The sequence below is a fragment of the Streptomyces sp. M41(2017) genome (assembly GCF_002078175.1).
In the GTDB taxonomy this organism is placed as follows: domain Bacteria; phylum Actinomycetota; class Actinomycetes; order Streptomycetales; family Streptomycetaceae; genus Streptomyces.
The window spans coordinates 165,390-187,871 of the sequence record NZ_MWFK01000001.1 but is presented as its reverse complement, the minus strand read 5'-3'; the positions used below and the strand labels follow the sequence as shown (position 1 = coordinate 187,871).

Genomic DNA, 22,482 nt, shown 5'->3' with positions numbered 1-22,482 from the left:
GCCCGTGTACGTACTGCTCGGTGCCGGTGCCGGTGCCGGTGCCGGTGCCGGTGCCGGTGCGGCTACGGCAGCGCCAGCATCCGCTCCAGCGCCAGCTTCGCGAACGCCTCGGTCTCCTTGTCGACCTCGATCCGGTTGACGAGGTTGCCCTCGGCGAGGGATTCCAGGGTCCACACCAGGTGCGGCAGGTCGATGCGGTTCATGGTCGAGCAGAAGCAGACCGTCTTGTCGAGGAAGACGATCTCCTTGCCCTCGGGCGCGAACCGCTTCGCGAGACGCCGCACGAGGTTCAGCTCCGTGCCGATCGCCCACTTCGAGCCGGCCGGGGCCGCCTCCAGGGCCTTGATGATGTACTCCGTGGAGCCGACGTAGTCGGCCGCCGCGACGACCTCGTGACGGCACTCGGGGTGCACGAGGACGTTGACGCCCGGGATGCGCTCGCGGACGTCGTTCACCGAGTCCAGGCTGAAGCGTCCGTGCACCGAGCAGTGGCCGCGCCACAGGATCATCTTCGCGTCGCGCAGCTGCTCCTGGGTCAGGCCGCCGTTCGGCTTGTGCGGGTTGTAGAGCACACAGTCGTCCAGGGACAGGCCCATGTCGCGGACGGCGGTGTTGCGGCCGAGGTGCTGGTCGGGCAGGAAGAGCACCTTCGAACCCTGCTCGAAGGCCCACTCCAGGGCCCGCTCGGCGTTCGACGACGTGCAGATCGTGCCGCCGTGCTTACCGGTGAACGCCTTGATGTCGGCGGAGGAGTTCATGTACGAGACGGGCACGACCTGCTCGGCTATGCCGGCGTCGGTCAGCACGTCCCAGCACTCGGCGACCTGCTCGGCGGTGGCCATGTCGGCCATCGAGCAGCCCGCGGCGAGGTCGGGGAGGACGACCTTCTGGTCGTCGCCGGTGAGGATGTCCGCGGACTCGGCCATGAAGTGCACGCCGCAGAACACGATGTACTCGGCCTCCGGGCGGGCCGCGGCGTCCCGGGCCAGCTTGAAGGAGTCACCGGTCACGTCCGCGAACTGGATGACCTCGTCGCGCTGGTAGTGGTGGCCGAGCACGAAGACCTTGTCGCCGAGCTTCTCCTTGGCCGCGCGGGCGCGCTCGACCAGGTCCGGGTCGGACGGAGAGGGCAGGTCGCCGGGGCACTCGACGCCGCGCTCGCTCCTCGGGTCGGCCTCGCGGCCGAGCAGCAGCAGGGCGAGGGGCGTCGGCTGTACGTCGAGATCCTGGGTCTGGGCGGTGGTCACGACACGCACCCTTTCTGTTCTGCGGCTCGCCGGGCCCGTAGGGGAGCGGCCCGGCGGAACGATGCCTTTTCGTCGAATTGACGTTATCTATCATAACCGCTTCACGTCATGTTGACGATGTCCATAGCGTCCATGTGACGTGAATCCTGGTCGCCGCTCCGGCGGGGTGCGCCCCGCCGCCCGTGGGGTTGTCCACAGAGCCGTGGCCCGTGCGAGGGCGGGTGTGCGAGCATGAACGGAGAAGGCAAAGACACGCACACGGCCCGGAATGAATCCGCGGCCCCGCCGGTTGCAACCGTCGGCAAGCAGTCTCCGTACAACCCGGGAGAGAAGCAGATGTCCGTATCGGACGAGACCACCACCGTGAGCGACGGCATCATCCTGTCCGACGCCGCCGCGGGCAAGGTCAAGGCCCTGCTCGACCAGGAAGGCCGCGAGGACCTGGCGCTGCGCGTCGCCGTTCAGCCCGGCGGCTGCTCGGGTCTGCGGTATCAGCTGTTCTTCGACGAGCGCTCCCTCGACGGCGACGTCGTGAAGGACTTCGGCGGCGTCAAGGTCGTCACCGACCGCATGAGCGCCCCGTACCTCGGCGGCGCCTCGATCGACTTCGTGGACACCATCGAGAAGCAGGGCTTCACGATCGACAACCCGAACGCGACCGGCTCCTGCGCCTGCGGCGACTCCTTCAGCTAGGACGGCACGGCCCGGCCGGGCCCGGCACCGACCGGGCCCGGGTTCGCCGGTGCCGACTGCCACTGAGCCGAGCCCGCGGCTCACGGCTCCGGCCGAACACGTGCGCACGCCGAGTACGACGAAGGCGGCGTCCCCCTCCGACGGGGACGCCGCCTTCGTGTGTCCGGAACCCGCCGGGCCGCCGCAGCCGACCCCGCCTCCGGCCGCGACCGCCGGTACTACCGCGGTCCCGCGCCGGTGGTTCCGGACGCTCCCGGCTCGGTGACCCGCCCCTGGTGGATCGCCCGGCCGTCGCTCCCGACGACGCTCCGGCCGTCCAGGGGCCCGTCCAGGCGCACCGTCCTCTGGTAGATCTTGGCGATCAGGATGCAGACCTTGCCCTTGTCCGGCTTCTCCGTCACCGTGACGGTCACCCGGTCCCCGCTCTCCTTCGCCGCGACCGTGTAGGTGGAGCACACCCCGCCCGTGAAGGAGACGGTCAGCTCGCCGCCGTCCGCGGTGTAGCCCTGGACGTGCACATCCCGCGGGCTCGCCGAGGGCTCGTCCCCCGGCGACGTGGGAGCCGGGGTCGGCTGCCCCGGGGCCTCGGGCGCGGTCAGGAACCTGGGGTCGATCGCCGGATGCGTCACGGTGTAGGTGTCTCCGGCACCGGGCGCGCGCACCTCGAACAGCCACGACGGCACCAGCGCCTGCCGCCCGTCCGCCCGGTGCGCCGCCAGTCCGAAGGTCGCCTTCTCCACGGTCACCGACTGCGCCGTGCCCCCCGTGGTCGGGTGCTCGCACGGCTGCTCGTCGCGGTCCTTCAGCGGTACGGGGCTGGCGCAGCCGCCGATCCCCATGCGCCCGCCGCCCGACGGCGAGGCTCCCGACGAGGACCCGTTCATCAGGTCCAGCGTCCGCCGCGCTCCGACGACCGGGTAGGTGTCGCCCTTCACCGGCGTCTTCAACTGGCCGCTGCCGCCGATGACATGACCCTCACCGTCGATCCGCAGCCCGGTCGTCCACCCGTAGGTCGGCAGACCGCCCACCACCGGGTCGGCGTTCACCACCCGCACCCGGTCCATGAGTTGGGTGGCGTCGAGCTTCGCGTCGTCCTGACCGACGGCCTTGAGCACGGGAGCCGCGGCCCTCTTCGCCGCGGCCTCACCGACGGGACCGGGGCCCACCCCCGACAGACCGCCGGCACCCCCCGCCCCGCCCGTGCCGCCGGGCCGGCACGGCTTGCCCCGGGGGCAGTTGTCGGTCCCGGGGATCGTGTAGCTGAACGTCCAGGTCCCCGGAGCGTCCGCGTTCACCCGCAGATTGGGCTCCGAACCGTCCTTCACCGCCCCGACCGTCCAGGCGTCCCCGACCAGCCGGGGCGTGCCCGCCAGGTCCAGTGCCTTCGCGAGCCGCTCCACCTCCGCCCGCGTCACGCTGCCCTCGGCCCAGTGGACCGGGGCGGACTCGGGTCCTTCCGGCAGCTTGCCGTCGGCTCGGTAGGTCGTGCCGTAGGGGTCGGGCTCGCCGGGCGCGATGCCGTTCGGGCCGCCGGTGGGTCCGGTGCTCGTGGTCGTCCCGGAGTAGCCGTCCAGCACGAGCGGCGGGGGAGTGCCGTCACCGGCGGGCGTCCCCGGGGAGCTGCTGCCGCCGGCCGCGCCGGTGGCGACGTACGCGCCGCCGCCTCCGACGAGCAGCACCGCCGCGGCGACCGCGACGATCACGGCGGTGGGCCGCCGGCGCGGCACGGCGGGACCGTCGTCCGCGTCGCGCTCCCCGGAAGGACCCGCGGCACGCACGCCGGCGGAGTCCCCGGAGTCCCCGGAGTCCCCGGAGTCCCCGGAGTTCCCGGAGTCCCCGGAGTTCCCGGAGGAGCGTCCTTCACGTGCCTCGGTGTCCTTCTCCGCGGGTTCCGCGACGGCTTCCTCCGCGGCGTCCTCGACAGGACCCCTGGCGTCACCCTCGACGGGATCGGTCGCGTCGTCGTCGGGTCGCTCGCTGCTCACCGCATCGCTCCTTCGGCTCCACTGCTGTTCCCCTGCCGGGCCCCGTCGAAGACGGGCCCCGCGAGGTCGTACACCGCGTCCCCTTTACGGGGGACGGCGATGGGACGCAGCGGGGGAGCGCACGGTTCCCCGCGGGCGCTCCGCGCGTTTCACCCGAACGGCGCCGCCGGGCTCTCACCCGGACGGCGGCACCGCTCAGGCGGCGCGCTCAGTCGCCGTAGTCGGACATCCCGTCGAGCATCCGCGCCGAGGTGGACGGAACGGTCACCCCGTGGATGAGGGAGGGGGAGACGGGGAGGGCGGAGGCGGCCGCGGGGGCCGCCCAGTTCCCGGCCATCCGGGCGCAGTCGCCGCGCAGCGTCGCGAGATCGCCGTCCAGGTCGCCGGCCGGGCCGAGCGGAGGGGTGCCTGGGACCTTGAGGTTCGTCATACCGGAACCGTATGCACGCCTGCCGTCACGAAGAAAGATCTACTATCGGGTAGTTTTGCCCGCTTCAGAGGTCCCGTGCCGAACCGGTAGCGTTAACTGTCAATCCCCTCCCCTCGCAGGAGCGTGTCCTAGCCGTGCGTATCGCAGTCACCGGCTCCATCGCCACCGACCACCTCATGACCTTTCCCGGCCGATTCGCCGACCAGTTGGTCGCGGACCAGCTGCACACGGTCTCCCTGTCCTTCCTGGTCGACAACCTCGACGTCCGCCGGGGCGGGGTCGGCGCGAACATCGCGTTCGGCATGGGCCAGCTCGGTACCCGGCCGATCCTCGTCGGTGCGGCCGGCTCCGACTTCGCGGAGTACCGCGCCTGGCTGGACCGGCACGGCGTCGACACCGACTCCGTCCGCATCTCCGAGGTGCTGCACACCGCGCGCTTCGTGTGCACGACGGACGCCGACCACAACCAGATCGGCTCCTTCTACACGGGGGCGATGAGCGAGGCCCGTCTCATCGAGCTGAAGTCCGTCGCCGACCGGGTCGGCGGTCTCGACCTCGTCCTGATCGGCGCGGACGACCCCGAGGGGATGCTCCGCCACACCGAGGAGTGCCGCTCCCGCGCGATCCCCTTCGCCGCCGACTTCTCGCAGCAGATCGCGCGCATGAACGGCGACGAGATCCGGATACTGCTGGACGGCGCGACGTACCTCTTCTCCAACGAGTACGAGAAGGGCCTCATCGAGTCCAAGACCGGCTGGACCGACGAGGAGATCCTCTCCAAGGTCGGCCACCGGGTCACCACCCTCGGCGCGCGCGGTGTCCGCATCGAGCGCGCCGGCGAGGACCCGATCGAGGTCGGCTGCCCGGAGGAGGAGCTCAAGGCGGACCCGACCGGGGTCGGCGACGCGTTCCGCGCCGGTTTCCTCTCCGGTCTGGCCTGGGGCGTCTCCCACGAGCGCGCCGCCCAGGTCGGCTGCATGCTCGCCACCCTCGTCATCGAGACGGTCGGCACGCAGGAGTACCAGCTGCGCCGCGGCCACTTCATGGACCGCTTCACCAAGGCGTACGGTCACGAGGCCGCCGCCGAGGTCCAGACGCATCTCTCCTAGCAGGACCGGCGGAACCCCGGGGCCTTCCCGCTCCGGGCCCGCCGTGACCGACTAGGACAGCCGGCGGACCACATAGGCCGAGCCGTGGTCCGCCGGTTCCTCACCGACGTACTCCTGCCCCCGCATCTCGCACCACGCCGGGATGTCGAGCCGGGCCGCCTCGTCGTCGGCGAGGACCCGTACCGTCCCGCCGACCGGTACGTCCCCGATGACTTTGGCCAGCTCGATGACGGGGATCGGGCAGCGCCTGCCCAGCGCGTCGACCACCAGGGAGTCGACCGGGGCGGCGGCCTCCTCCGCCACCGGCCGCGACGTCGGCGCGCCGAGCTTCTCGCGCACCGCCGCGACGGTGCCCGGCAGTGCCGCGAGGAACCGTTCGACCTCGTCCTCCGGGGTGCCCGGCGGCAGTGACACCCGGACGTTGCCCTCGCTCAGCACGCCCATGGCCTTGAGGACGTGGCTGGGGGTGAGGGTGCTGCTCGTGCACGACGAGCCCGAGGAGACGGAGAAGCCCACCCGGTCCAGCTCGTGCAGCAGTGTCTCTCCGTCGACATAGAGACAGGAGAAGGTCACGATCCCCGGCAGTCGCCGGACGGGGTCGCCGACCACCTCGACGTCCGGGACCAGACCGGGCACCCGTAGCCGGATCCGCTCCGTCAGCTCCCGCAGCCGTGCCGCCTCCCGCGCGGCCTCCGCGTGGACGGCGCGCAACGAGGCTGCCGCCGCCACGATCGCCGGGATGTTCTCGAAACCGGCAGCCCGCCCCGACTCCCGCTCGTCCGCGGGCCCTTGGGGAGCGAACCGGGTTCCCTTGCGTACGACGAGCAGTCCGACCCCCGAAGGGCCGCCCCACTTGTGGGCACTCGCCGTCAGCAGGGACCAGTCGCCCTCCACCCGGCCCCAGCCCAGCGACTGCGCCGCGTCCACCAGGAGCGGCACACCCGCCCCCCGGCACACCTGTGCCACCTCGGCCACCGGCTGTTCGGTCCCCACCTCGTGGTTGGCCGACTGCAGGCAGGCCAGCGCGGTGTCGGCGCGCAGGGCCTCCGCGTACGCCGAAGGAGACACCCGGCCGGTCCGGTCGACCGGGATCCGTGTCGCCGTGCCGCCCGACACCTCGTGCAACTCCGCCGAATGGAGCACCGACGAGTGTTCGACGGCTGACACGATCAGGTGGCCTCCGACGCGCCGCCGGCCCGCCAGGGCGCCCGCGATCCCGGAGTGCACCGCGCGGGTTCCGGAGGTGGTGAAGGTCAGCTCGTCGGGGCGGCAGCCCACCGCGTCGGCCGCCGCCTCGCGCGCGGCGTCCAGCAGCAGCCGGGCCCGCCGTCCCTCCCGGTACAGGCGGGCGGGGTCGGCCCACCCCTCGTCGAGCGAGGCCTGCAGGGCCTGTCGGGCGACGGGGTGCAGCGGAGCCGCGGACGCGGCGTCGAAGTAGGACACGCCACCACGCTAGTCCGTCGCCCCAAAGGCCCGTCAGAAGGCATCCGGAGTGGGGCATTCCAGGGCGTGGAAGAGGGCCCCGCAGGCGAAACAGCACTCCTTCGGGGAGTCGGGCGGCGCGTTGGGCACCCTCCCCGCGCGACCCCAAATAGCGTCCAGTAGGGTTTGGTCCGCATAAACATCCAAACCCCTGCCCGACGCAGGGCGGCGACCGACCAGCGAGAAGGCCGCAGCCAACAGCGCGGGCGAGACTCTCGGGAAGGCGCTACGTGAGTCCCAACGGCTCCGACCTCCCCCACGCCCTGGGGGGCGCGGGCGGTACCCCCACGCCGCGGCGCCCGATGCGGCGGAAGCTGCTGCAGGCAATGACTGCGGGCCTGGTCCTGGCGACAGCCACTGGTTGCTCGTACAACTGGGAAGACTTCCCCCGCCTTGGTATGCCCACCCCGGTGACGGATGAGGCTCCGCGGATCCTCTCCCTCTGGCAGGGCTCGTGGGCGGCCGCGCTCGCCACGGGCGTGCTGGTCTGGGGCCTGATCCTGTGGAGCGTCGTCTTCCATCGGCGCAGCCGGACCAAGGTCGAAGTTCCTCAGCAGACCCGGTACAACATGCCCATCGAGGCGTTGTACACCGTGGTCCCGCTCATCATCGTCTCGGTGCTGTTCTACTTCACCGCCCGCGACGAGACGAAGCTCCTCAGCCTCGACAAGAAGCCCGACGTCACGGTCAACGTGGTGGGCTTCCAGTGGAGCTGGGGCTTCAACTACGTCGCGGACGTTCCCGGCTCCACCGGGAACGCCAAGACCGACCCGAACCTGGCGGCCATTCCGGACCGGTTCAAGAAGCAGTTCCCGGCGAACGCCGGCGGTGTCTACGACGTCGGCACGCCCGGCACGAAGAACCCGCAGACGGGCAACCCGGGTCCGACCCTCTGGCTCCCCAAGGGCAAGACGGTCCGCTTCGTCCTCACTTCGCGTGACGTCATCCACTCCTTCTGGGTGGTGCCGTTCCTCATGAAGCAGGACGTCATCCCGGGGCACACCAACTCCTTCCAGGTGACGCCCAACCATGAGGGCACCTTCCTGGGCAAGTGTGCCGAGCTGTGCGGCGTCGACCACTCCCGGATGCTCTTCAACGTGAAGGTCGTCTCCCCCGAGCGCTACGAGGCCCACCTCAAGGAGCTCGCGGCGAAGGGACAGACCGGTTACGTCCCGGCCGGCATTGAGCAGACGGGCCACGAGAAGAACCGGGAGACGAACAACCTGTGAGCATCCTCAACGAACCCCAGGGTGCCGACGCAGCCGAAGACTCGTACGAGAGCGAGCTGCCGGTTCGGCGCAAGCAGCCCGGCAGTGTTGTGATCAAGTGGCTCACCACCACGGACCACAAGACGATCGGCACGTTGTATCTGGTCACGTCGTTCGCGTTCTTCTGCATCGGCGGCGTCATGGCGCTGCTCATGCGCGCCGAACTGGCGCGCCCCGGACTGCAGATCATGTCGAACGAGCAGTTCAACCAGGCGTTCACGATGCACGGCACGATCATGCTGCTGATGTTCGCGACGCCGCTGTTCGCCGGTTTCACGAACTGGATCATGCCGCTGCAGATCGGCGCGCCCGACGTGGCGTTCCCGCGGCTGAACATGTTCGCCTACTGGCTCTACCTGTTCGGCTCGACGATCGCGGTCGGTGGCTTCCTCACCCCGCAGGGCGCGGCCGACTTCGGCTGGTTCGCCTACAGCCCGCTGTCCGACGCGGTCCGCTCGCCGGGCATCGGCGCCGACATGTGGATCATGGGTCTGGCCTTCTCCGGCTTCGGCACCATCCTCGGCGCGGTCAACTTCATCACCACGATCATCTGCATGCGCGCTCCCGGCATGACGATGTTCCGCATGCCGATCTTCGTCTGGAACGTGCTGCTCACCGCCGTGCTGGTGCTGCTCGCCTTCCCCGTTCTCGCGGCGGCCCTGTTCGCCCTGGAGGCGGATCGAAAATTCGGGGCACATGTCTTCGATGCGGCCAACGGCGGAGCGCTGCTCTGGCAACACCTCTTCTGGTTCTTCGGCCATCCAGAGGTGTACATCATCGCGCTGCCGTTCTTCGGCATCATCTCCGAAGTCATCCCGGTGTTCTCCCGCAAGCCGATGTTCGGCTACATGGGCCTCATCGGCGCGACCATCGCGATCGCCGGTCTGTCCGTGACCGTGTGGGCCCACCACATGTACGTCACCGGTGGCGTACTGCTCCCGTTCTTCTCCTTCATGACGTTCCTCATCGCCGTACCGACGGGCGTGAAGTTCTTCAACTGGATCGGAACGATGTGGAAGGGCTCGTTGTCCTTCGAGACACCGATGCTCTGGGCCGTCGGCTTCCTGATCACCTTCACCTTCGGTGGTCTGACTGGCGTCATCCTGGCCTCGCCGCCGATGGACTTCCACGTCTCGGACTCGTACTTCGTGGTGGCGCACTTCCACTACGTGGTGTTCGGCACCGTGGTGTTCGCGATGTTCTCCGGCTTCCACTTCTGGTGGCCGAAGATGACGGGCAAGATGCTCGACGAGCGGCTCGGCAAGATCACCTTCTGGACGCTGTTCGTGGGCTTCCACGGCACGTTCCTGGTGCAGCACTGGCTGGGTGCCGAGGGCATGCCGCGTCGCTACGCGGACTACCTCGCGGCCGACGGCTTCACCGCGCTGAACACGATCTCGACGATCAGCTCGTTCCTGCTCGGCCTGTCGATCCTGCCGTTCCTCTACAACGTGTGGAAGACGGCCAAGTACGGCAAGAAGGTCGAGGTCGACGACCCGTGGGGCTACGGCCGCTCGCTGGAGTGGGCCACCTCGTGCCCGCCGCCGCGGCACAACTTCCTCACCCTGCCGCGGATCCGCAGTGAATCCCCGGCGTTCGACCTGCACCACCCCGAGATCGCCGCGCTCGACCAGCTCGAGCACGCCGGTTCCGGTTCGTCGGCTCTCGCTGGTGGCAAGGAGGCCGGCAAGTGAAGGTCCAAGGCAAGATGTTCCTCTGGCTCGCCGCGTTCATCCTCGTCATGGGGATCGTGTACGGCGTGTGGTCCAAGGAGCCGGCCGGCACCACGGCCCTCTTCATGGGCTTCGGCCTGAGCGTGATGATCGGCTACTACCTGGCCTTCACGGCCCGGCGGGTCGACCAGCTGGCGCAGGACAACAAGGAGGCCGACGTCGCGGACGAGGCCGGCGAGGTGGGCTTCTTCAGCCCGCACAGCTGGCAGCCGCTCGCGCTGGGCGTCGGTGGCGCCCTGGCCTTCATGGGCGTCGTCTTCGGCTGGTGGCTGCTCTACTTCTCGGCCCCGATCATCGTGATCGGCCTGTGGGGCTGGGTCTTCGAGTACTACCACGGTGAGAACCGCACCCAGTAGCACGCGCTGAACCCCGGGGAGCCCGGACACTCCGTCAGGAGAGTCCGGGCTCCCCCGTTTGCCACGACTTCCGTCCCTCGGTCGGCCCACCCGGCGCGCCGTCCTTGACGGGCGTTCATAGCGTGAGCTCATGAACCACTCACCGCGAATCCGCACGGTCGTCAGCTGCACCGCGCTGGTGGTCGCCCTCGGAGCGGGCGCCACCGCCTGCGGCTCCGACGGCCACCCGCTCTCGGCGAAGCCGTACGACGCGGCGGGACAGATCTCGTTCAACGGCCCCGTCGGAGAGAGCAAGAAGCCCGGCAAGGTCGACCCCGACAAGCCGCTCGAAATCACCTCCGAGGATGACGACGGGCGCATCACCGACGTGACGGCCACCGACGCGTCAGGACGCTATGTGGCGGGCGAACTGTCCGCCGACGGCAGTCGCTGGCACAGCACCTCCCCGCTGGCCGCAGGAGCCCACTACACGGTCCGGGTGAGCACCGAGGACGAGGACGGCGCCCCCGGGCGCAAGGTCCTCGGCTTCGACACCAGCACACCCAAGACCAAGAAGACGCTCGACGTCGAGTTCGGCCCCAAGGCCGGCAAGTACGGGGTCGGTCAGCCCGTCACCGCCGAACTGAGCGCCCCCGTCAAGGACAAGGCGGCCCGCGCCGTCGTCGAGCGCGCTCTCAAGGTCGACTCCACGCCCGCCGTGGACGGCGCCTGGCACTGGGTGGACGACAAGACGCTCCACTACCGCCCCAAGGAGTACTGGCCCACCCACGCCACGATCACGGCGCACAGCAACCTCGCCGGCATCAAGATCGGTGAGCGGCTGTGGGGCGGCAACGCCAAGACCCTGAAGCTCACCACGGGCGACCGGCTCGTCGCCGTCACCGACGCCGCCTCCCACGAGATGACGGTCTACCGCAACGGCGAGCAGATCAACGAGATCCCCGTCACCACCGGCAAGCCCGGCTTCGAGACCCGCAACGGCGTCAAGGTCGTGCTGGGCAAGGAGTACTACGTACAAATGCGCGGTACCAGCATCGGTATCGCCGAGGGCAGTTCGGACTCCTACGACCTGCCCGTGTACTACGCCACACGGGTGACCTGGAGCGGTGAGTACGTGCACGCCGCGCCGTGGTCGACCGGCTCCCAGGGGTCCGCCAACGTCAGCCACGGCTGCACCGGCATGAGCACCAGCAACGCCGAGTGGTTCTTCGACACCTTCAACGAGGGTGACGTCGTCAAGGTCGTCAACTCGAACGGCGACATGATGGACGCGTTCGGCAACGGCTTCGGCGACTGGAACCTCGACTGGAAGAACTGGCGTGAGGGCAGCGCGCTGGTGGGCGGATCCCCGGACGCCCCGACTCCTGCCGAGCGCGCGAGGCTGCGCCCCGAGAGTGTGTGAGACCGCGCCCCTCACGGGGCGCGGGTCCTCAGACGCTCTGCAGGTTCTTGCGGCGCAGCAGGGTGGCCAGGGAGGCGGCGAACTCCACCGGGTCGACCGGAAGGGTGACCGCGGCGTCCGCACGGCTCCAGGTGGCCAGCCAGGCGTCCTGCGGGCGCCCGATGAGGACGAGCGCGGGCGGGCAGTCGAAGACCTCGTCCTTGATCTGCCGGCAGACGCCCATGCCGCCGAGCGGAACCGCCTCGCCGTCCAGCACGCACACGTCGATGCCGCCCTTGTCGAGCTCCATGACGACGGCGGCCGGCGTCGCGCATTCGACGAACTCCACGAGGGGAACGTCCGGAGCGGGCCTGCGCCCGGTGGCGAGCCGCACCTGTGCGCGGGTGTTGGAGTCGTCGCTGTAGACCAGCACCGTGGCGGTCGGCTGCATTCTTCCTCCGGGACGTCGGCGTCGTACGGACATGAAGCGGCCGGGCCGGCCGGAGCCTGCCCGATGCGCGGATGCTACTCCCTTGAACACCTCGTCAACACCGGTTCGGACAGGGCTTCGATGGGCCATACGGGCTGGACACACCCCGTCAACACTCCGAACGGCACCCCCCGGGGTGAGGGCGGGATAAGCGACCGACATAATGTCGGTCGTGGCGACAGCAACGACAGTAGAAACCGGGCACGCGCACCCGTCGGTCAATCGGCCGAACCTCACCAGCGTCGGAACGATCATCTGGCTGAGTTCCGAGCTGATGTTCTTCGCGGCCCTCTTCGCGATGTACTTCACCCTGCGATCGGTGACCGGGCCGGATCACTGGAAGGAAATGGCGTCCAGCCTGAACCTTCCGTTCTCGGCGACGAACACCACGATCCTGGTGCTCTCCTCCCTGACCTGTCAGCTCGGCGTCTTCGCCGCCGAGCGCGGGGACGTGAAGAAGCTCAGGATGTGGTTCACCGTCACCTTCATCATGGGTGCGATCTTCATCGGCGGTCAGGTCTTCGAGTACACCGAACTGGTCAAGAAGGACGGGCTCTCGCTCTCCTCCGACCCGTACGGCTCGGTGTTCTACCTGACCACCGGCTTCCACGGACTGCATGTGACGGGCGGACTCATCGCCTTCCTGCTGGTCCTTGGTCGCACCTATGCGGCTCGGCGGTTCACTCACGAGCAGGCAACCGCCGCCATCGTCGTGTCCTACTACTGGCACTTCGTCGATGTCGTCTGGATCGGCCTCTTCGCCACGATCTACCTGATCAAGTAATCGGGCCCGGAGCCCGAAACATCCAGAAGCACCGACGCAGAAGATCCTGACACCGGGGTAATCCGTGAAAAAGCTCTCCGCACGACGACGCCATCCGCTGGCGGCGGTCGTCGTCCTACTCCTCGCGCTGGCGGCCACCGGGGGGCTGTACGCCGCGTTCGCACCCGCGGGCAAGGCGCAGGCCGATGAAACCGCCCAGTCCCTCGCCATCACCGAGGGCAAGAAGCTGTACGCCGTGGGCTGCGCAAGCTGCCACGGAACCGGCGGTCAGGGCACCTCCGACGGGCCGAGCCTGGTGGGAGTGGGCGCCGCGGCGGTCGACTTCCAGGTCGGCACCGGACGTATGCCGGCCCAGCAGCCCGGCGCGCAGATCCCGAAGAAGAAGGTCATCTACTCGCAGGCCGAGATCGACCAGCTCGCGGCGTTCATCGCCTCGCTCGGTGCCGGTCCTTCGGTCCCGACGAAGAGCCAGGTCAGTCCCGAGGGCGCGGACATCGCCAAGGGTGGCGAACTGTTCCGCACCAACTGCGCCCAGTGCCACAACTTCACCGGCAAGGGCGGCGCGCTGACCCACGGCAAGTTCGCGCCGAGCCTTGAGGGTGTCGACCCGAAGCACATCTACGAGGCCATGCAGACGGGCCCGCAGAACATGCCGTCCTTCCCCGACACCACGCTGACGGAGAAGAACAAGAAGGACATCATCGCGTACCTCGACGCGGTCAACGGTGACAACACCGAGAGCCCCGGCGGTCTCGAACTGGGCGGTCTCGGACCGGTCAGCGAGGGCCTGTTCGGCTGGATCTTCGGACTTGGCACCCTGGTCGCCGTCGCCGTCTGGGTCGCCGCTCGGACCGCAAAGGCCAAGAAGTCATGAGTAGCCAAGACATTCCAGAAGAGAACGTGCCCGCTGAGCGGGCCACCGACGACCACGCCGGTCACGGTCACGCCTCGGTCGCCGTCGCGGACGAGCAGAACCCGTTCGCGGACCCGGGGCTGCCGCCCCACGAGCACCGCATCCAGGACATCGACGAGCGGGCCGCGAAGCGGTCCGAGCGACTGGTCGCCCTGCTGTTCGTGCTGTCGATGCTGGCGACCGTCGCCTTCATCGTCGCGTACGTGGCGATCCCCAACGACAAGTCGATCTACGTCTTCCCGATCGGTCACATCAGCGCGCTGAACTTCACGCTGGGTCTGACGCTCGGTGTGGCGCTGTTCTCGATCGGCGCGGGCGCGGTCCACTGGGCCCGCACCCTGATGTCCGACGTGGAGATCGCCGACGAGCGTCACGCGATCGAGGCGGAGCCCGAGGTCAAGGCCAAGGTCCTGGCCGACTTCAAGCAGGGTGCCAAGGAGTCCGCGCTCGGCCGTCGCAAGCTGATCCGCAACACGATGTTCGGCGCGCTGGCCCTGTTCCCGCTCTCCGGCGTCATGCTGCTGCGCGATCTCGGTCCGCTGCCCGGCACGAAGCTCCGCCACACCCTGTGGTCCAAGGGCAAGCTCCTCGTCAACATGAACACCAACGAGCCGCTCCGTCCCTCGGACGTGGCCGTCGGTTCTCTGACCTTCGTCAAGCCCGAGGGCCTGGAGGAGCACGACGAGGACTTCCAGAAGGAGATCGCCAAGGCGGCCCTGATGATCATCCGGCTGCAGCCGGACAACATCAAGGACAAGCAGGAACTCGAGTGGTCCTACCAGGGCATCGTGGCGTACTCGAAGATCTGCACCCACGTCGGCTGCCCGATCTCCCTGTACGAGCAGCAGACGCACCACGCGCTGTGCCCGTGCCACCAGTCCACCTTCGACCTCTCCGACGGTGCCCGAGTCATCTTCGGCCCGGCCGGTCACCCGCTGCCGCAGCTGCGCATCGGTGTGAACGATGAGGGTTACCTCGAAGCGCTCGGCGACTTCGAAGTGCCCGTCGGTCCTGCATTCTGGGAGCGCGGATGAGCACTACGACCACCTCCGACTCGCGCTCGCGCGAGAAGGCGCCCGCCGGTGAGCGGGTAGCCGACTGGGCCGACGGCCGCCTCGGGATCTACTCCCTGGCCAAGGCCAACATGCGCAAGATCTTCCCCGACCACTGGTCGTTCATGCTGGGTGAGATCTGCCTCTACAGCTTCATCATCATCATCCTCACGGGTGTGTACCTGACGCTGTTCTTCCACCCGTCGATGAACGAGGTGGAGTACCACGGCAGCTACGTCCCGCTGCAGGGACAGCTGATGTCCGAGGCGTTCAACTCGACCATGCACATCTCCTTCGATGTGCGCGGTGGTCTGCTGATCCGTCAGATCCACCACTGGGCCGCGCTGATCTTCCTCGCCGGCATGTTCGTGCACATGATGCGCGTGTTCTTCACGGGTGCGTTCCGCAAGCCCCGTGAGGTCAACTGGGTCTTCGGATTCCTGCTGTTCGTCCTCGGCATGTTCACCGGCTTCACCGGTTACTCGCTCCCGGACGACCTGCTCTCCGGCACCGGTGTCCGCTTCATGGAGGGCGCGGTCCTGTCCGTGCCGATCGTCGGCACGTACCTGTCGTTCTTCCTCTTCGGCGGCGAGTTCCCGGGCGGCGACTTCGTGGCCCGCTTCTACTCGGTGCACGTGCTGCTGCTGCCGGGCATCATGCTCGGCCTGGTCGTCGGCCACCTGATCCTGGTCTTCTACCACAAGCACACCCAGTTCGCGGGTCCCGGCAAGACGAACAACAACGTCGTCGGCATGCCGCTGCTGCCCGTCTACATGGCGAAGGCCGGAGGTTTCTTCTTCCTGGTCTTCGGTGTCATCGCGGCCATCGCGGCGATCGCCTCGATCAACCCGATCTGGTCGATGGGTCCCTACCGTCCGGACCAGGTGTCCACGGGCGCCCAGCCGGACTGGTACATGGGCTTCTCCGAAGGCCTGATCCGTGTCATGCCGGGCTGGGAGATCAACCTCTGGGGTCACACGCTCGTCCTGGGCGTGTTCATCCCGCTGGTCATCTTCCCGCTGGTCCTGGTCGCGATCGCGGTCTACCCGTTCATCGAGTCCTGGGTCACCGGCGACAAGCGCGAGCACCACATCCTGGACCGCCCGCGCAACGTCCCGACCCGGACCGCGTTCGGTGCCGCCTGGATCAGCTGGTACTTCGTGCTCCTCGTCGGCGGTGGCAACGACATCTGGGCCACGCACTTCCACCTGGCGATCAACTCGATCACCTGGTTCGTGCGCATCGCCTTCTTCGTCGTGCCGGTGCTCACCTTCCTCGCCACCAAGCGGATCTGCCTCGGCCTCCAGCGCCGGGACCGGGACAAGGTGCTGCACGGCCGCGAGTCGGGCATCATCAAGCGCCTGCCGCACGGTGAGTTCATCGAGGTGCACGAGCCGCTCAGCCAGGACGCGCTGCACACGCTCACCGCGCACGAGCAGTACAAGCCGGCCGAGATCGGCCCGGCGGTCGACGAGAACGGTGTCGAGCGCAAGGTCAACAGCGCCCAGAAGCTGCGCGCCAAGATGAGCAAGGGCTTCTACGGGGACGACAACCAGATCCCCAAGCCCACCGTCGAGGAGTACAAGGAGATCACGAGCGGCCACGGCCACCACTGATCCCCGCGACACCCCCGGTTCGCCACGGCAGGAGCCCCGTCCACGGACGGGGCTCTTCGCCGTCTCCGGGGCTGGATAGGGTGGACTCACCCCCGTGCTGCGGGGCGAACCCACTCGCGTGACCCATGAACCCAGGAGCGACCATGAGCGCTGTGAACCCCGCTGGAGGCGACACCGCGGCGGGCCGTTCCTGGCCCGAGGTACTGAACGGCCTTCTCGAAGGCCGCGACCAGAGCGCGGACGACACGGCCTGGGCGATGGACCGCATCATGCGCGGCGAGGCGACCGACGCGCAGATCGCCGGCTTCGTGGTGGCCCTGCGGGCCAAGGGCGAGACCGTCCAGGAGATCTCCGGCCTGGTCCGGGCGATGTACGAGCACGCCAACGTGATCGAGGTGCCCGGGCAGACCGTCGACATCGTCGGCACCGGCGGCGACGGCGCGAAGACGGTCAACATCTCCACGATGTCCGCGATCGTGGTGGCCGGCACCGGAGCCAAGGTCGTCAAGCACGGCAACCGCGCCGCGTCCTCGGCGTCCGGCGCCTCGGACGTCCTGGAGAAGCTCGGCGTCAACCTCCAGCTCACGGTCAAACGGGTGGCGGAGGTGGCCGAGGAGGCCGGCATCACCTTCTGCTTCGCGGTGAAGTTCCACCCGGCGCTGCGCCACGCGGCGGCGGCCCGGGGGCAGCTCGGCATCCGTACGACCTTCAACGTGCTCGGCCCGCTCACCAACCCGGCCCGGGTCAAGGCCCAGGCGGTCGGGGTCGCCGACCCCCGGATGGCGCCCATCGTGGCGGGCGTCTTCGCCGAGCGCGGCAACTCCTCGCTCGTCTTCCGCGGCGACGACGGCCTCGACGAGCTGACCACCACCGCGGGCTCCCGGGTCTGGGTGGTCCGCGACGGGAAGGTCACCGAGGAGCGCTTCCACCCCCGCGACGTAGGCCTCGACGTCGTCCCGGTGGAGGCCCTGCGCGGCGCCGACGCCGCGTTCAACGCGGAGGTCGCCCGGCGGCTGCTGGACGGCGAGACCGGGCCGGTGCGCGACGCCGTGCTGCTGAACTCGGCGGCCGCCCTGGTGGCCCTGTCGCCGGCCGACGCGCCCCTCGCGGACCAGCTCCGGGCCGGTATGGCGAAGGCGGCGGAGGCGATCGACTCCGGGGCCGCGAAGGGCACCCTCGACCGGTGGGTGGCGGCCAGCAACGCCTGAGCGACGCCGGCGTGACGCGGGGGCGCGGTCCACAATTCGGACCGCGCCTTGCGCGTCGAAGATCTTCTGGCAAGATGCTGTACCAGGTCATGAGCGACAGCCATCAGGCCCCGGCCGGCTGTCCGGCAACCCTCCGTCCGTGGCGGGGTGCCCCGGGTGAAGACCAGGCCGTAGGCAGCGAGGTCTACGGCAAGCGCGGACCCCTCCCACTCTTTCGAGTGGACGTAACCAGGGGTCCTGGTCGTTCGAGGGAGCCTTCTGTGAGCAAGCGAATGCGATAGGGCGCCGAGCCCCGCCTCCGCACACCCTTTTTTCCCCTTCCTGCGCCGAGCGCTGCCTCCGGGCGGCCGGCTCGCGCGGCGATCCCGCCTGCCTCACAGGAGCCCGCCATGTCTGTCACCACCACCGCCGCCGACACCTCCGTCTGTGCCCCGCTGCCCGTCCTCGGCCGCGACGTCACCGTTCCGCTCGTCACCGGCGGCGAGGTCAGCTACGCCGCTCTCGACTACGCCGCCAGCGCCCCCGCCCTCCAGCGGGTGTGGGACGACGTCGCCGCGTACGCCCCGTACTACGGCAGTGTCCACCGCGGCGCCGGGTACCTCTCGCAGCTGTCCACCGACCTCTTCGAGAACGCCCGCAGGACCGTCGCGGAGTTCCTCGACTGCCGGGCCGACGACCAGGTCGTCTTCACCCGCTCCACCACGGACTCGCTCAACCTGCTCGCCGCCGCGCTCCCGGCCGGCTGCCAGGTCTTCGTCTTCGAGACCGAGCACCACGCCTCGCTGCTGCCCTGGCGCGACGCCCGGGTGACGTACCTGAACGCCCCGCGCACCCCCGGCGAGGCCGTCGCGACCCTGGAGCACGCCCTCGCGGCCCGTGACCCCCACGGACCGGCCCTCGTCTGCGTCACCGGCGCCTCGAACGTCACCGGGGAGCTGTGGCCGGTGCGGGAGCTCGCCGCCGCCGCGCACGCGCACGGCGCCCGGATCGTCCTCGACGCCGCCCAGCTCGCCCCGCACCACCCGGTGTCCGTCCAGGACCTCGACGTCGACTGGGTCGCCTTCTCCGGCCACAAGCTGTACGCGCCGTTCGGCTCCGGTGTCCTCGCGGGCCGCTCCGACTGGCTCCGCGAGGCCGACCCGTACCTCGCGGGTGGTGGCGCCAGCCGCAAGGTCGCCCGGCGCGCGGACGGCGGCGTGGACGTCGAGTGGCACGACAGCGCGGCCCGCCACGAGGCCGGCTCGCCGAACGTGATCGGCGCCTACTCCATCGCGTCGGCCTGCAAGGCGCTCACCGAAGAGGGCTTCGACAACCTTCTGGCCCGGGAGCAGCACCTGATCGGCACCGTCCGTGCCGGCCTCGCCGAGGTCCCCGAGGTCCGGATCCTCTCCCTGTTCGGTGACGACGCCCCGCGCGTCGGCGTCCTCTCCTTCGTCGTCGAGGGCTGGAACAGCTCGCACTTCGCGGCCGCGCTGTCCGCCGAGTACGGCATCGGCGTCCGCGACGGCCTCTTCTGCGCCCACCCGCTGGTGCGCACGCTGCTCGGCAGCGACCCCGAGACCCAGGGGGAGTGCGGCGCCCCCGAGGCGGCGCCCGGCGAGAAGTCCCTCAACGCCATCCGCGTCAGCTTCGGCGCCGGGACGCCCGACGAGCACGTCGAGCGGTTCGTCCGCGCGGTGCGCGAGCTGGTGCGGGACGGCGCACGGTGGCAGTACCGCACCCAGGACGGCCGCTGCGTGCCGGCGGTCTAGGAACCCACGACGACATGCCGCGAGGCGGCGGGCGCACCGGTCAGGAGTCGAGACCGATCGCGAACGCCGCCTCCAGGTCGTGCTGGGAGTACGTGCGGAACGCCACGTGCGTGTCCGTCGCCTCGACACCCGGGATCTTGCTGATGCTGCCGGGGATGACGTCCGCGAGGTCGTCGTGGGCCCTGACCCGGACCATGGCGATCAGGTCGTAGGTGCCGGTGACGGAGAAGACCTCGCTGACGCTCTCCAGCGACGCGATCGACTCGGCGATCTCGGGGATCCGGTCCACGCTGGTCTTGATGAGGACGATCGCGGTGATCACGGCTGGTTCTCTCCCTCGGGGGCCACTGCTGGGGATCTCACCCTACTCGCGCTCCACCTGGCCCCGTCCGTCCGGCGGCGCACCGACCGGACCCCCCGCGGCTGGCACGACGGGCACGGCGGTGCCGCGGCGCCCGAACCGCGCCCACGCGTAGACGAAGCCCAGCGAGAAACCCACCAGGTGCGCCAGATAGGCGACGCCGGGGCCCGACTCGCTCTGCCCCGCCGCCAGCCACTGCAGCGTGAACCAGAACGGCAGCACCACCCAGGCCGGGAAGCGCAGCGGCAGGAAGAACAGGAACGGGAAGAGACTGGTGACCCTGGCCTTGGGGAACAGGTACAGGAACGCGCCGAGCACCGCGGAGATCGCCCCGGACGCCCCGACCAGGGACTGTTCCGAGGAAGCGTTGGCGGCCGCGTAGCCGAGCAGGGCCAGGTAACCGCACCCGAGGTAGAACAGCGCGAACTCCACATGGCCCATGCGTTCCTCGGTCAGCAGCCCGAAGACGTAGAAGAAGAGCATGTTGCCCAGGAGATGGAGCCAGCTGCCGTGGATGAACAGGGCCGTGGCCGGGGTGAGCAGCTCGCGGGGCGGCCCGCCGAACAGATCGGCCGGCACCACGCCCCAGCGCCGGAAGTACGCCCGTTGGACGGCCAGCAGCTCGTCCCCGGTGCCGTACCCGGGACTGAGGCCCGAGGCGGGACCGATGACGAAGATCAGACAGCACAGGACGATCAGCCCGTACGTCACCGGTGCCGACTGGGACCGCACCGCTCTGCCGATTGCCGTACTCCAATTGCCGATCATGGTGCAGAGCATGACGTACCGGACGGATCGGCACAGACAGCCTCGCCGCCGTGGACGGCCGAGCGTCGACTACCCGCCAGGCCGTAGGGTTACGAGCCACATGTACCGGGAGACCGGTGCCGGACGGACACTAGAAGGAAGCGACTGCCCTATGACGGTTCCCCTGCCGGACGCCAAGACGCGCTGGCGCTGCTCGCTCTGCGGCAACCTCACGCGCTTCGACGTCACCCGCTCCTCGAAGGTCGTCGAGTACGTGCACCTCGACCTCGCCGGTGAGCCGAAGGTCGAGGAGCGTGAGGTGGTCAGTGAGACCATCGAGTCGGTGCGGTGTCGCTGGTGCAACGCGGTGGATCAGGTCGAACTCGTGGACAGGCCGGGCGCCGGCTCCTGAGGGAGCGGGCCCCGCACGGATAATGGGGTGACGGATGATGGAGACCACAGGCGGGGAGCCGGACGACGGCACCGCCGAGGTGCTCGATCGTCCGCTGCCCGACGGTGTGCGCCGACGGGTCGTGCAGATCGTCTCGGACGGTTTCGGCGGCCTGACGCTGGCCGAACTGCCCACGCAGCTACGGCAGTACGCCCGCTTCACACCGAGCCGGCGGGCCAAGTTCGCCGGCAACGCCATGGCGGCGGCGCTGGAGACGGACCCGCTGTTCAGACAGCGCATCGCCGAGAAGCTGAGAGAGACGCAGCCCGAGCTGACCGCGGCGCTCGACTCGGCCGCGCCGCCTCCGGCCGCGGATCCGCTGGATGTGGCGGCCGCGGCCTATGTTCTGCGCCCGGCGGGCTGGGTGAAGCTGGTGACCGCCGCCGGTGAGGAGGCCCTGCGGGCGGACGCCGAGCGCGCCGACGAGGAGAACCGGGCCGAGCTGGAGCGGCTGCGCGAGGAACTCGCGGCGGCGCGCGGCCAGATCAGGACCGAGACCGATCGGCTGCGCACGGAACTGGACACGGCCCGCAAGGAAGCGGAATCGCTTCACCGCAAGCTGCGCGGGGCCCTCAGTGACGTGAAGCGCGGCGAGGCCGCGCTGCGCAAGCTCCAGGCCGAGACCGACGGGGCGCGCGCCGAGAGCCAGGCCCAGGTGTCCGCGGCCGAGAGCGAGAGCCGGCGGCTCAAGGCACGCCTCGCCGAGGCCGAGGCGGCCCTGGAGGCCGGCCGCAAGGCCGCGCGCGAGGGGCGCAGCGTCGAGGACATGCGGCTGCGGCTGCTCCTCGACACGGTGCTGGACGCGGCTCAGGGCCTGCGCCGCGAGCTCGCGCTGCCGCCCGTCTCGGTGCGGCCCGCGGAGACGGTGGAGGCGGTCGAGCCCGGGCGGATGACGCCCAAGGACATCGCGACCCGCGCCCTGTCGGAGAACGACCCCGCGATCCTGGACCAGCTGCTCGCCCTGCCCCAGGCGCATCTGGTCGTCGACGGCTACAACGTCACGAAGACCGGCTATCCGCAGATGCCGCTGGAGAAGCAGCGGCTCAGGCTGCTCGGACAGCTCTCGCAGCTGGCCGCGCAGACCGGCGCGGAGGTCACCTGCGTCTTCGACGGGGCCGAGCTGGCCGCACCGGTGCTGCTCGCGCCGCCGCGCGGGGTCCGGGTGCTGTTCTCCAAGCCGGGGGTCACCGCGGACGAGGTGATCCGCCAGCTGGTGCGCGCCGAGCCGCCGGGACGGCCCGTCATCGTCGCCTCCACGGACCGTGAGGTGGCCGACGGCATCGCCAAGGCGGGCGCCCGCCCGGTTGCCTCGGCGGTCCTCCTCAAGCGCTTCACGCGCGGCTGAGACGGCGCCCCGCCGATCTGGGGTGTACGTCGCAAGAGCAACCTACGCACCATGCGTAACCTCTGGGCTTCATGCCCGAA

21 protein-coding genes and 1 riboswitch are annotated in these 22,482 nt (G+C 69.7%); of the genes, 14 read left to right on the top strand and 7 right to left on the bottom strand.

The annotated features are described in order from the left end of the window. Window positions 1-62: 62 nt before the first annotated feature. Window positions 63-1,247 carry a quinolinate synthase NadA gene (nadA, locus tag B0675_RS00830; protein WP_081216805.1) on the bottom strand — a complete coding sequence of 395 codons (1,185 nt, stop codon included), beginning with the start codon at window positions 1,245-1,247 and terminating at the stop codon, window positions 63-65. A 336-nt stretch (window positions 1,248-1,583) separates the two neighbouring features. On the opposite strand from nadA, the gene B0675_RS00820 reads away from it, so the two are divergent. Continuing rightward, complete coding sequence (locus B0675_RS00820) at window positions 1,584-1,940, top strand: iron-sulfur cluster assembly accessory protein (RefSeq protein ID WP_081216804.1); 357 nt, start codon at window positions 1,584-1,586, stop codon at window positions 1,938-1,940. A 218-nt stretch (window positions 1,941-2,158) separates the two neighbouring features. Here the strand turns inward: B0675_RS00820 and B0675_RS00815 are convergent, their stop codons facing one another. Beyond that, the gene (locus B0675_RS00815; protein WP_107482530.1) at window positions 2,159-3,667 is read right to left on the bottom strand and encodes a hypothetical protein; all 1,509 of its coding nucleotides are present in this window, start codon (window positions 3,665-3,667) and stop codon (window positions 2,159-2,161) included. A 466-nt stretch (window positions 3,668-4,133) separates the two neighbouring features. Further along, window positions 4,134-4,355, bottom strand: a complete 222-nt coding sequence (locus B0675_RS00810) for a hypothetical protein (protein WP_081216802.1) — start codon at window positions 4,353-4,355, stop codon at window positions 4,134-4,136. 134 nt (window positions 4,356-4,489) lie between these two features. Between B0675_RS00810 and B0675_RS00805 the strand changes: the two genes are divergently transcribed. Further along, window positions 4,490-5,464, top strand: coding sequence for a carbohydrate kinase family protein (locus B0675_RS00805; protein WP_081216801.1), 975 nt, complete (start codon window positions 4,490-4,492; stop codon window positions 5,462-5,464). A gap of 51 nt (window positions 5,465-5,515) precedes the next feature. On the opposite strand, the gene B0675_RS00800 is transcribed toward B0675_RS00805, so the two are convergent. Beyond that, window positions 5,516-6,907 carry a cysteine desulfurase/sulfurtransferase TusA family protein gene (locus B0675_RS00800; protein ID WP_081216800.1) on the bottom strand — a complete coding sequence of 464 codons (1,392 nt, stop codon included), beginning with the start codon at window positions 6,905-6,907 and terminating at the stop codon, window positions 5,516-5,518. Window positions 6,908-7,248: 341 nt separating this feature from the next. On the opposite strand from B0675_RS00800, the gene coxB reads away from it, so the two are divergent. From coxB to B0675_RS00780, 4 genes are all read left to right on the top strand, one after another. Then, a complete protein-coding gene (gene coxB, locus B0675_RS00795) occupies window positions 7,249-8,175 on the top strand; it encodes a cytochrome c oxidase subunit II (RefSeq protein WP_081221510.1) in 927 nt (308 codons plus the stop codon). Next, window positions 8,172-9,908, top strand: a complete 1,737-nt coding sequence (gene ctaD / locus B0675_RS00790) for a cytochrome c oxidase subunit I (RefSeq protein ID WP_081216799.1) — start codon at window positions 8,172-8,174, stop codon at window positions 9,906-9,908. The genes coxB and ctaD overlap by 4 nt, the downstream gene beginning before the upstream one ends. Next, window positions 9,905-10,303: a cytochrome c oxidase subunit 4 gene (locus B0675_RS00785; RefSeq protein ID WP_081216798.1), complete on the top strand. Its 399-nt coding sequence runs from the start codon at window positions 9,905-9,907 to the stop codon at window positions 10,301-10,303. The genes ctaD and B0675_RS00785 overlap by 4 nt, the downstream gene beginning before the upstream one ends. Window positions 10,304-10,433: 130 nt before the next feature. Then, window positions 10,434-11,705 carry an Ig-like domain-containing protein gene (locus B0675_RS00780; protein ID WP_081216797.1) on the top strand — a complete coding sequence of 424 codons (1,272 nt, stop codon included), beginning with the start codon at window positions 10,434-10,436 and terminating at the stop codon, window positions 11,703-11,705. A 28-nt stretch (window positions 11,706-11,733) separates the two neighbouring features. Here the strand turns inward: B0675_RS00780 and B0675_RS00775 are convergent, their stop codons facing one another. Then, on the bottom strand, window positions 11,734-12,135 hold the full coding sequence (locus tag B0675_RS00775; protein WP_081216796.1) for a response regulator transcription factor: 402 nt from the start codon (window positions 12,133-12,135) through the stop codon (window positions 11,734-11,736). Between the two features lie 202 nt (window positions 12,136-12,337). Here B0675_RS00775 and B0675_RS00770 point away from each other — a divergent pair, with 202 nt between their 5' ends. The 6 genes from B0675_RS00770 to B0675_RS00745 all read left to right on the top strand — a co-directional run bounded on the left by B0675_RS00770 (window position 12,338) and on the right by B0675_RS00745 (window position 19,498). After that, entirely contained in the window at window positions 12,338-12,958 is a 621-nt protein-coding gene (locus tag B0675_RS00770) for a heme-copper oxidase subunit III (protein ID WP_081216795.1), read from the top strand. Between the two features lie 64 nt (window positions 12,959-13,022). Beyond that, the gene (locus tag B0675_RS00765; RefSeq protein ID WP_081216794.1) at window positions 13,023-13,832 is read left to right on the top strand and encodes a c-type cytochrome; all 810 of its coding nucleotides are present in this window, start codon (window positions 13,023-13,025) and stop codon (window positions 13,830-13,832) included. Next, on the top strand, window positions 13,829-14,905 hold the full coding sequence (locus B0675_RS00760; RefSeq protein ID WP_081216793.1) for a Rieske 2Fe-2S domain-containing protein: 1,077 nt from the start codon (window positions 13,829-13,831) through the stop codon (window positions 14,903-14,905). Before B0675_RS00765 ends, B0675_RS00760 begins: the two co-directional genes overlap by 4 nt. After that, a complete protein-coding gene (locus B0675_RS00755) occupies window positions 14,902-16,539 on the top strand; it encodes a cytochrome bc complex cytochrome b subunit (protein ID WP_081216792.1) in 1,638 nt (545 codons plus the stop codon). Before B0675_RS00760 ends, B0675_RS00755 begins: the two co-directional genes overlap by 4 nt. A gap of 143 nt (window positions 16,540-16,682) precedes the next feature. Next, the gene (trpD, locus tag B0675_RS00750) at window positions 16,683-17,747 is read left to right on the top strand and encodes an anthranilate phosphoribosyltransferase (RefSeq protein WP_081216791.1); all 1,065 of its coding nucleotides are present in this window, start codon (window positions 16,683-16,685) and stop codon (window positions 17,745-17,747) included. Window positions 17,748-17,832: 85 nt separating this feature from the next. Continuing rightward, window positions 17,833-17,949: riboswitch (SAM riboswitch) on the top strand. 187 nt (window positions 17,950-18,136) lie between these two features. Then, the gene (locus B0675_RS00745) at window positions 18,137-19,498 is read left to right on the top strand and encodes an aminotransferase class V-fold PLP-dependent enzyme (protein WP_081216790.1); all 1,362 of its coding nucleotides are present in this window, start codon (window positions 18,137-18,139) and stop codon (window positions 19,496-19,498) included. Window positions 19,499-19,538: 40 nt separating this feature from the next. Here B0675_RS00745 and B0675_RS00740 read toward each other — a convergent pair whose 3' ends face one another. Then, window positions 19,539-19,820 (bottom strand): Lrp/AsnC ligand binding domain-containing protein, encoded by a 282-nt coding sequence (locus tag B0675_RS00740; RefSeq protein ID WP_081216789.1) that lies wholly within the window; start codon window positions 19,818-19,820, stop codon window positions 19,539-19,541. 42 nt (window positions 19,821-19,862) lie between these two features. Further along, window positions 19,863-20,627 (bottom strand): rhomboid family intramembrane serine protease, encoded by a 765-nt coding sequence (locus tag B0675_RS00735; protein ID WP_081221509.1) that lies wholly within the window; start codon window positions 20,625-20,627, stop codon window positions 19,863-19,865. A gap of 151 nt (window positions 20,628-20,778) precedes the next feature. Between B0675_RS00735 and B0675_RS00730 the strand changes: the two genes are divergently transcribed. Together B0675_RS00730 and B0675_RS00725 are read left to right on the top strand one after the other, a co-directional pair. Continuing rightward, complete coding sequence (locus B0675_RS00730) at window positions 20,779-21,018, top strand: hypothetical protein (RefSeq protein ID WP_081216788.1); 240 nt, start codon at window positions 20,779-20,781, stop codon at window positions 21,016-21,018. A 34-nt stretch (window positions 21,019-21,052) separates the two neighbouring features. After that, window positions 21,053-22,402 carry an NYN domain-containing protein gene (locus B0675_RS00725; RefSeq protein ID WP_081216787.1) on the top strand — a complete coding sequence of 450 codons (1,350 nt, stop codon included), beginning with the start codon at window positions 21,053-21,055 and terminating at the stop codon, window positions 22,400-22,402. Window positions 22,403-22,482: the final 80 nt, after the last annotated feature.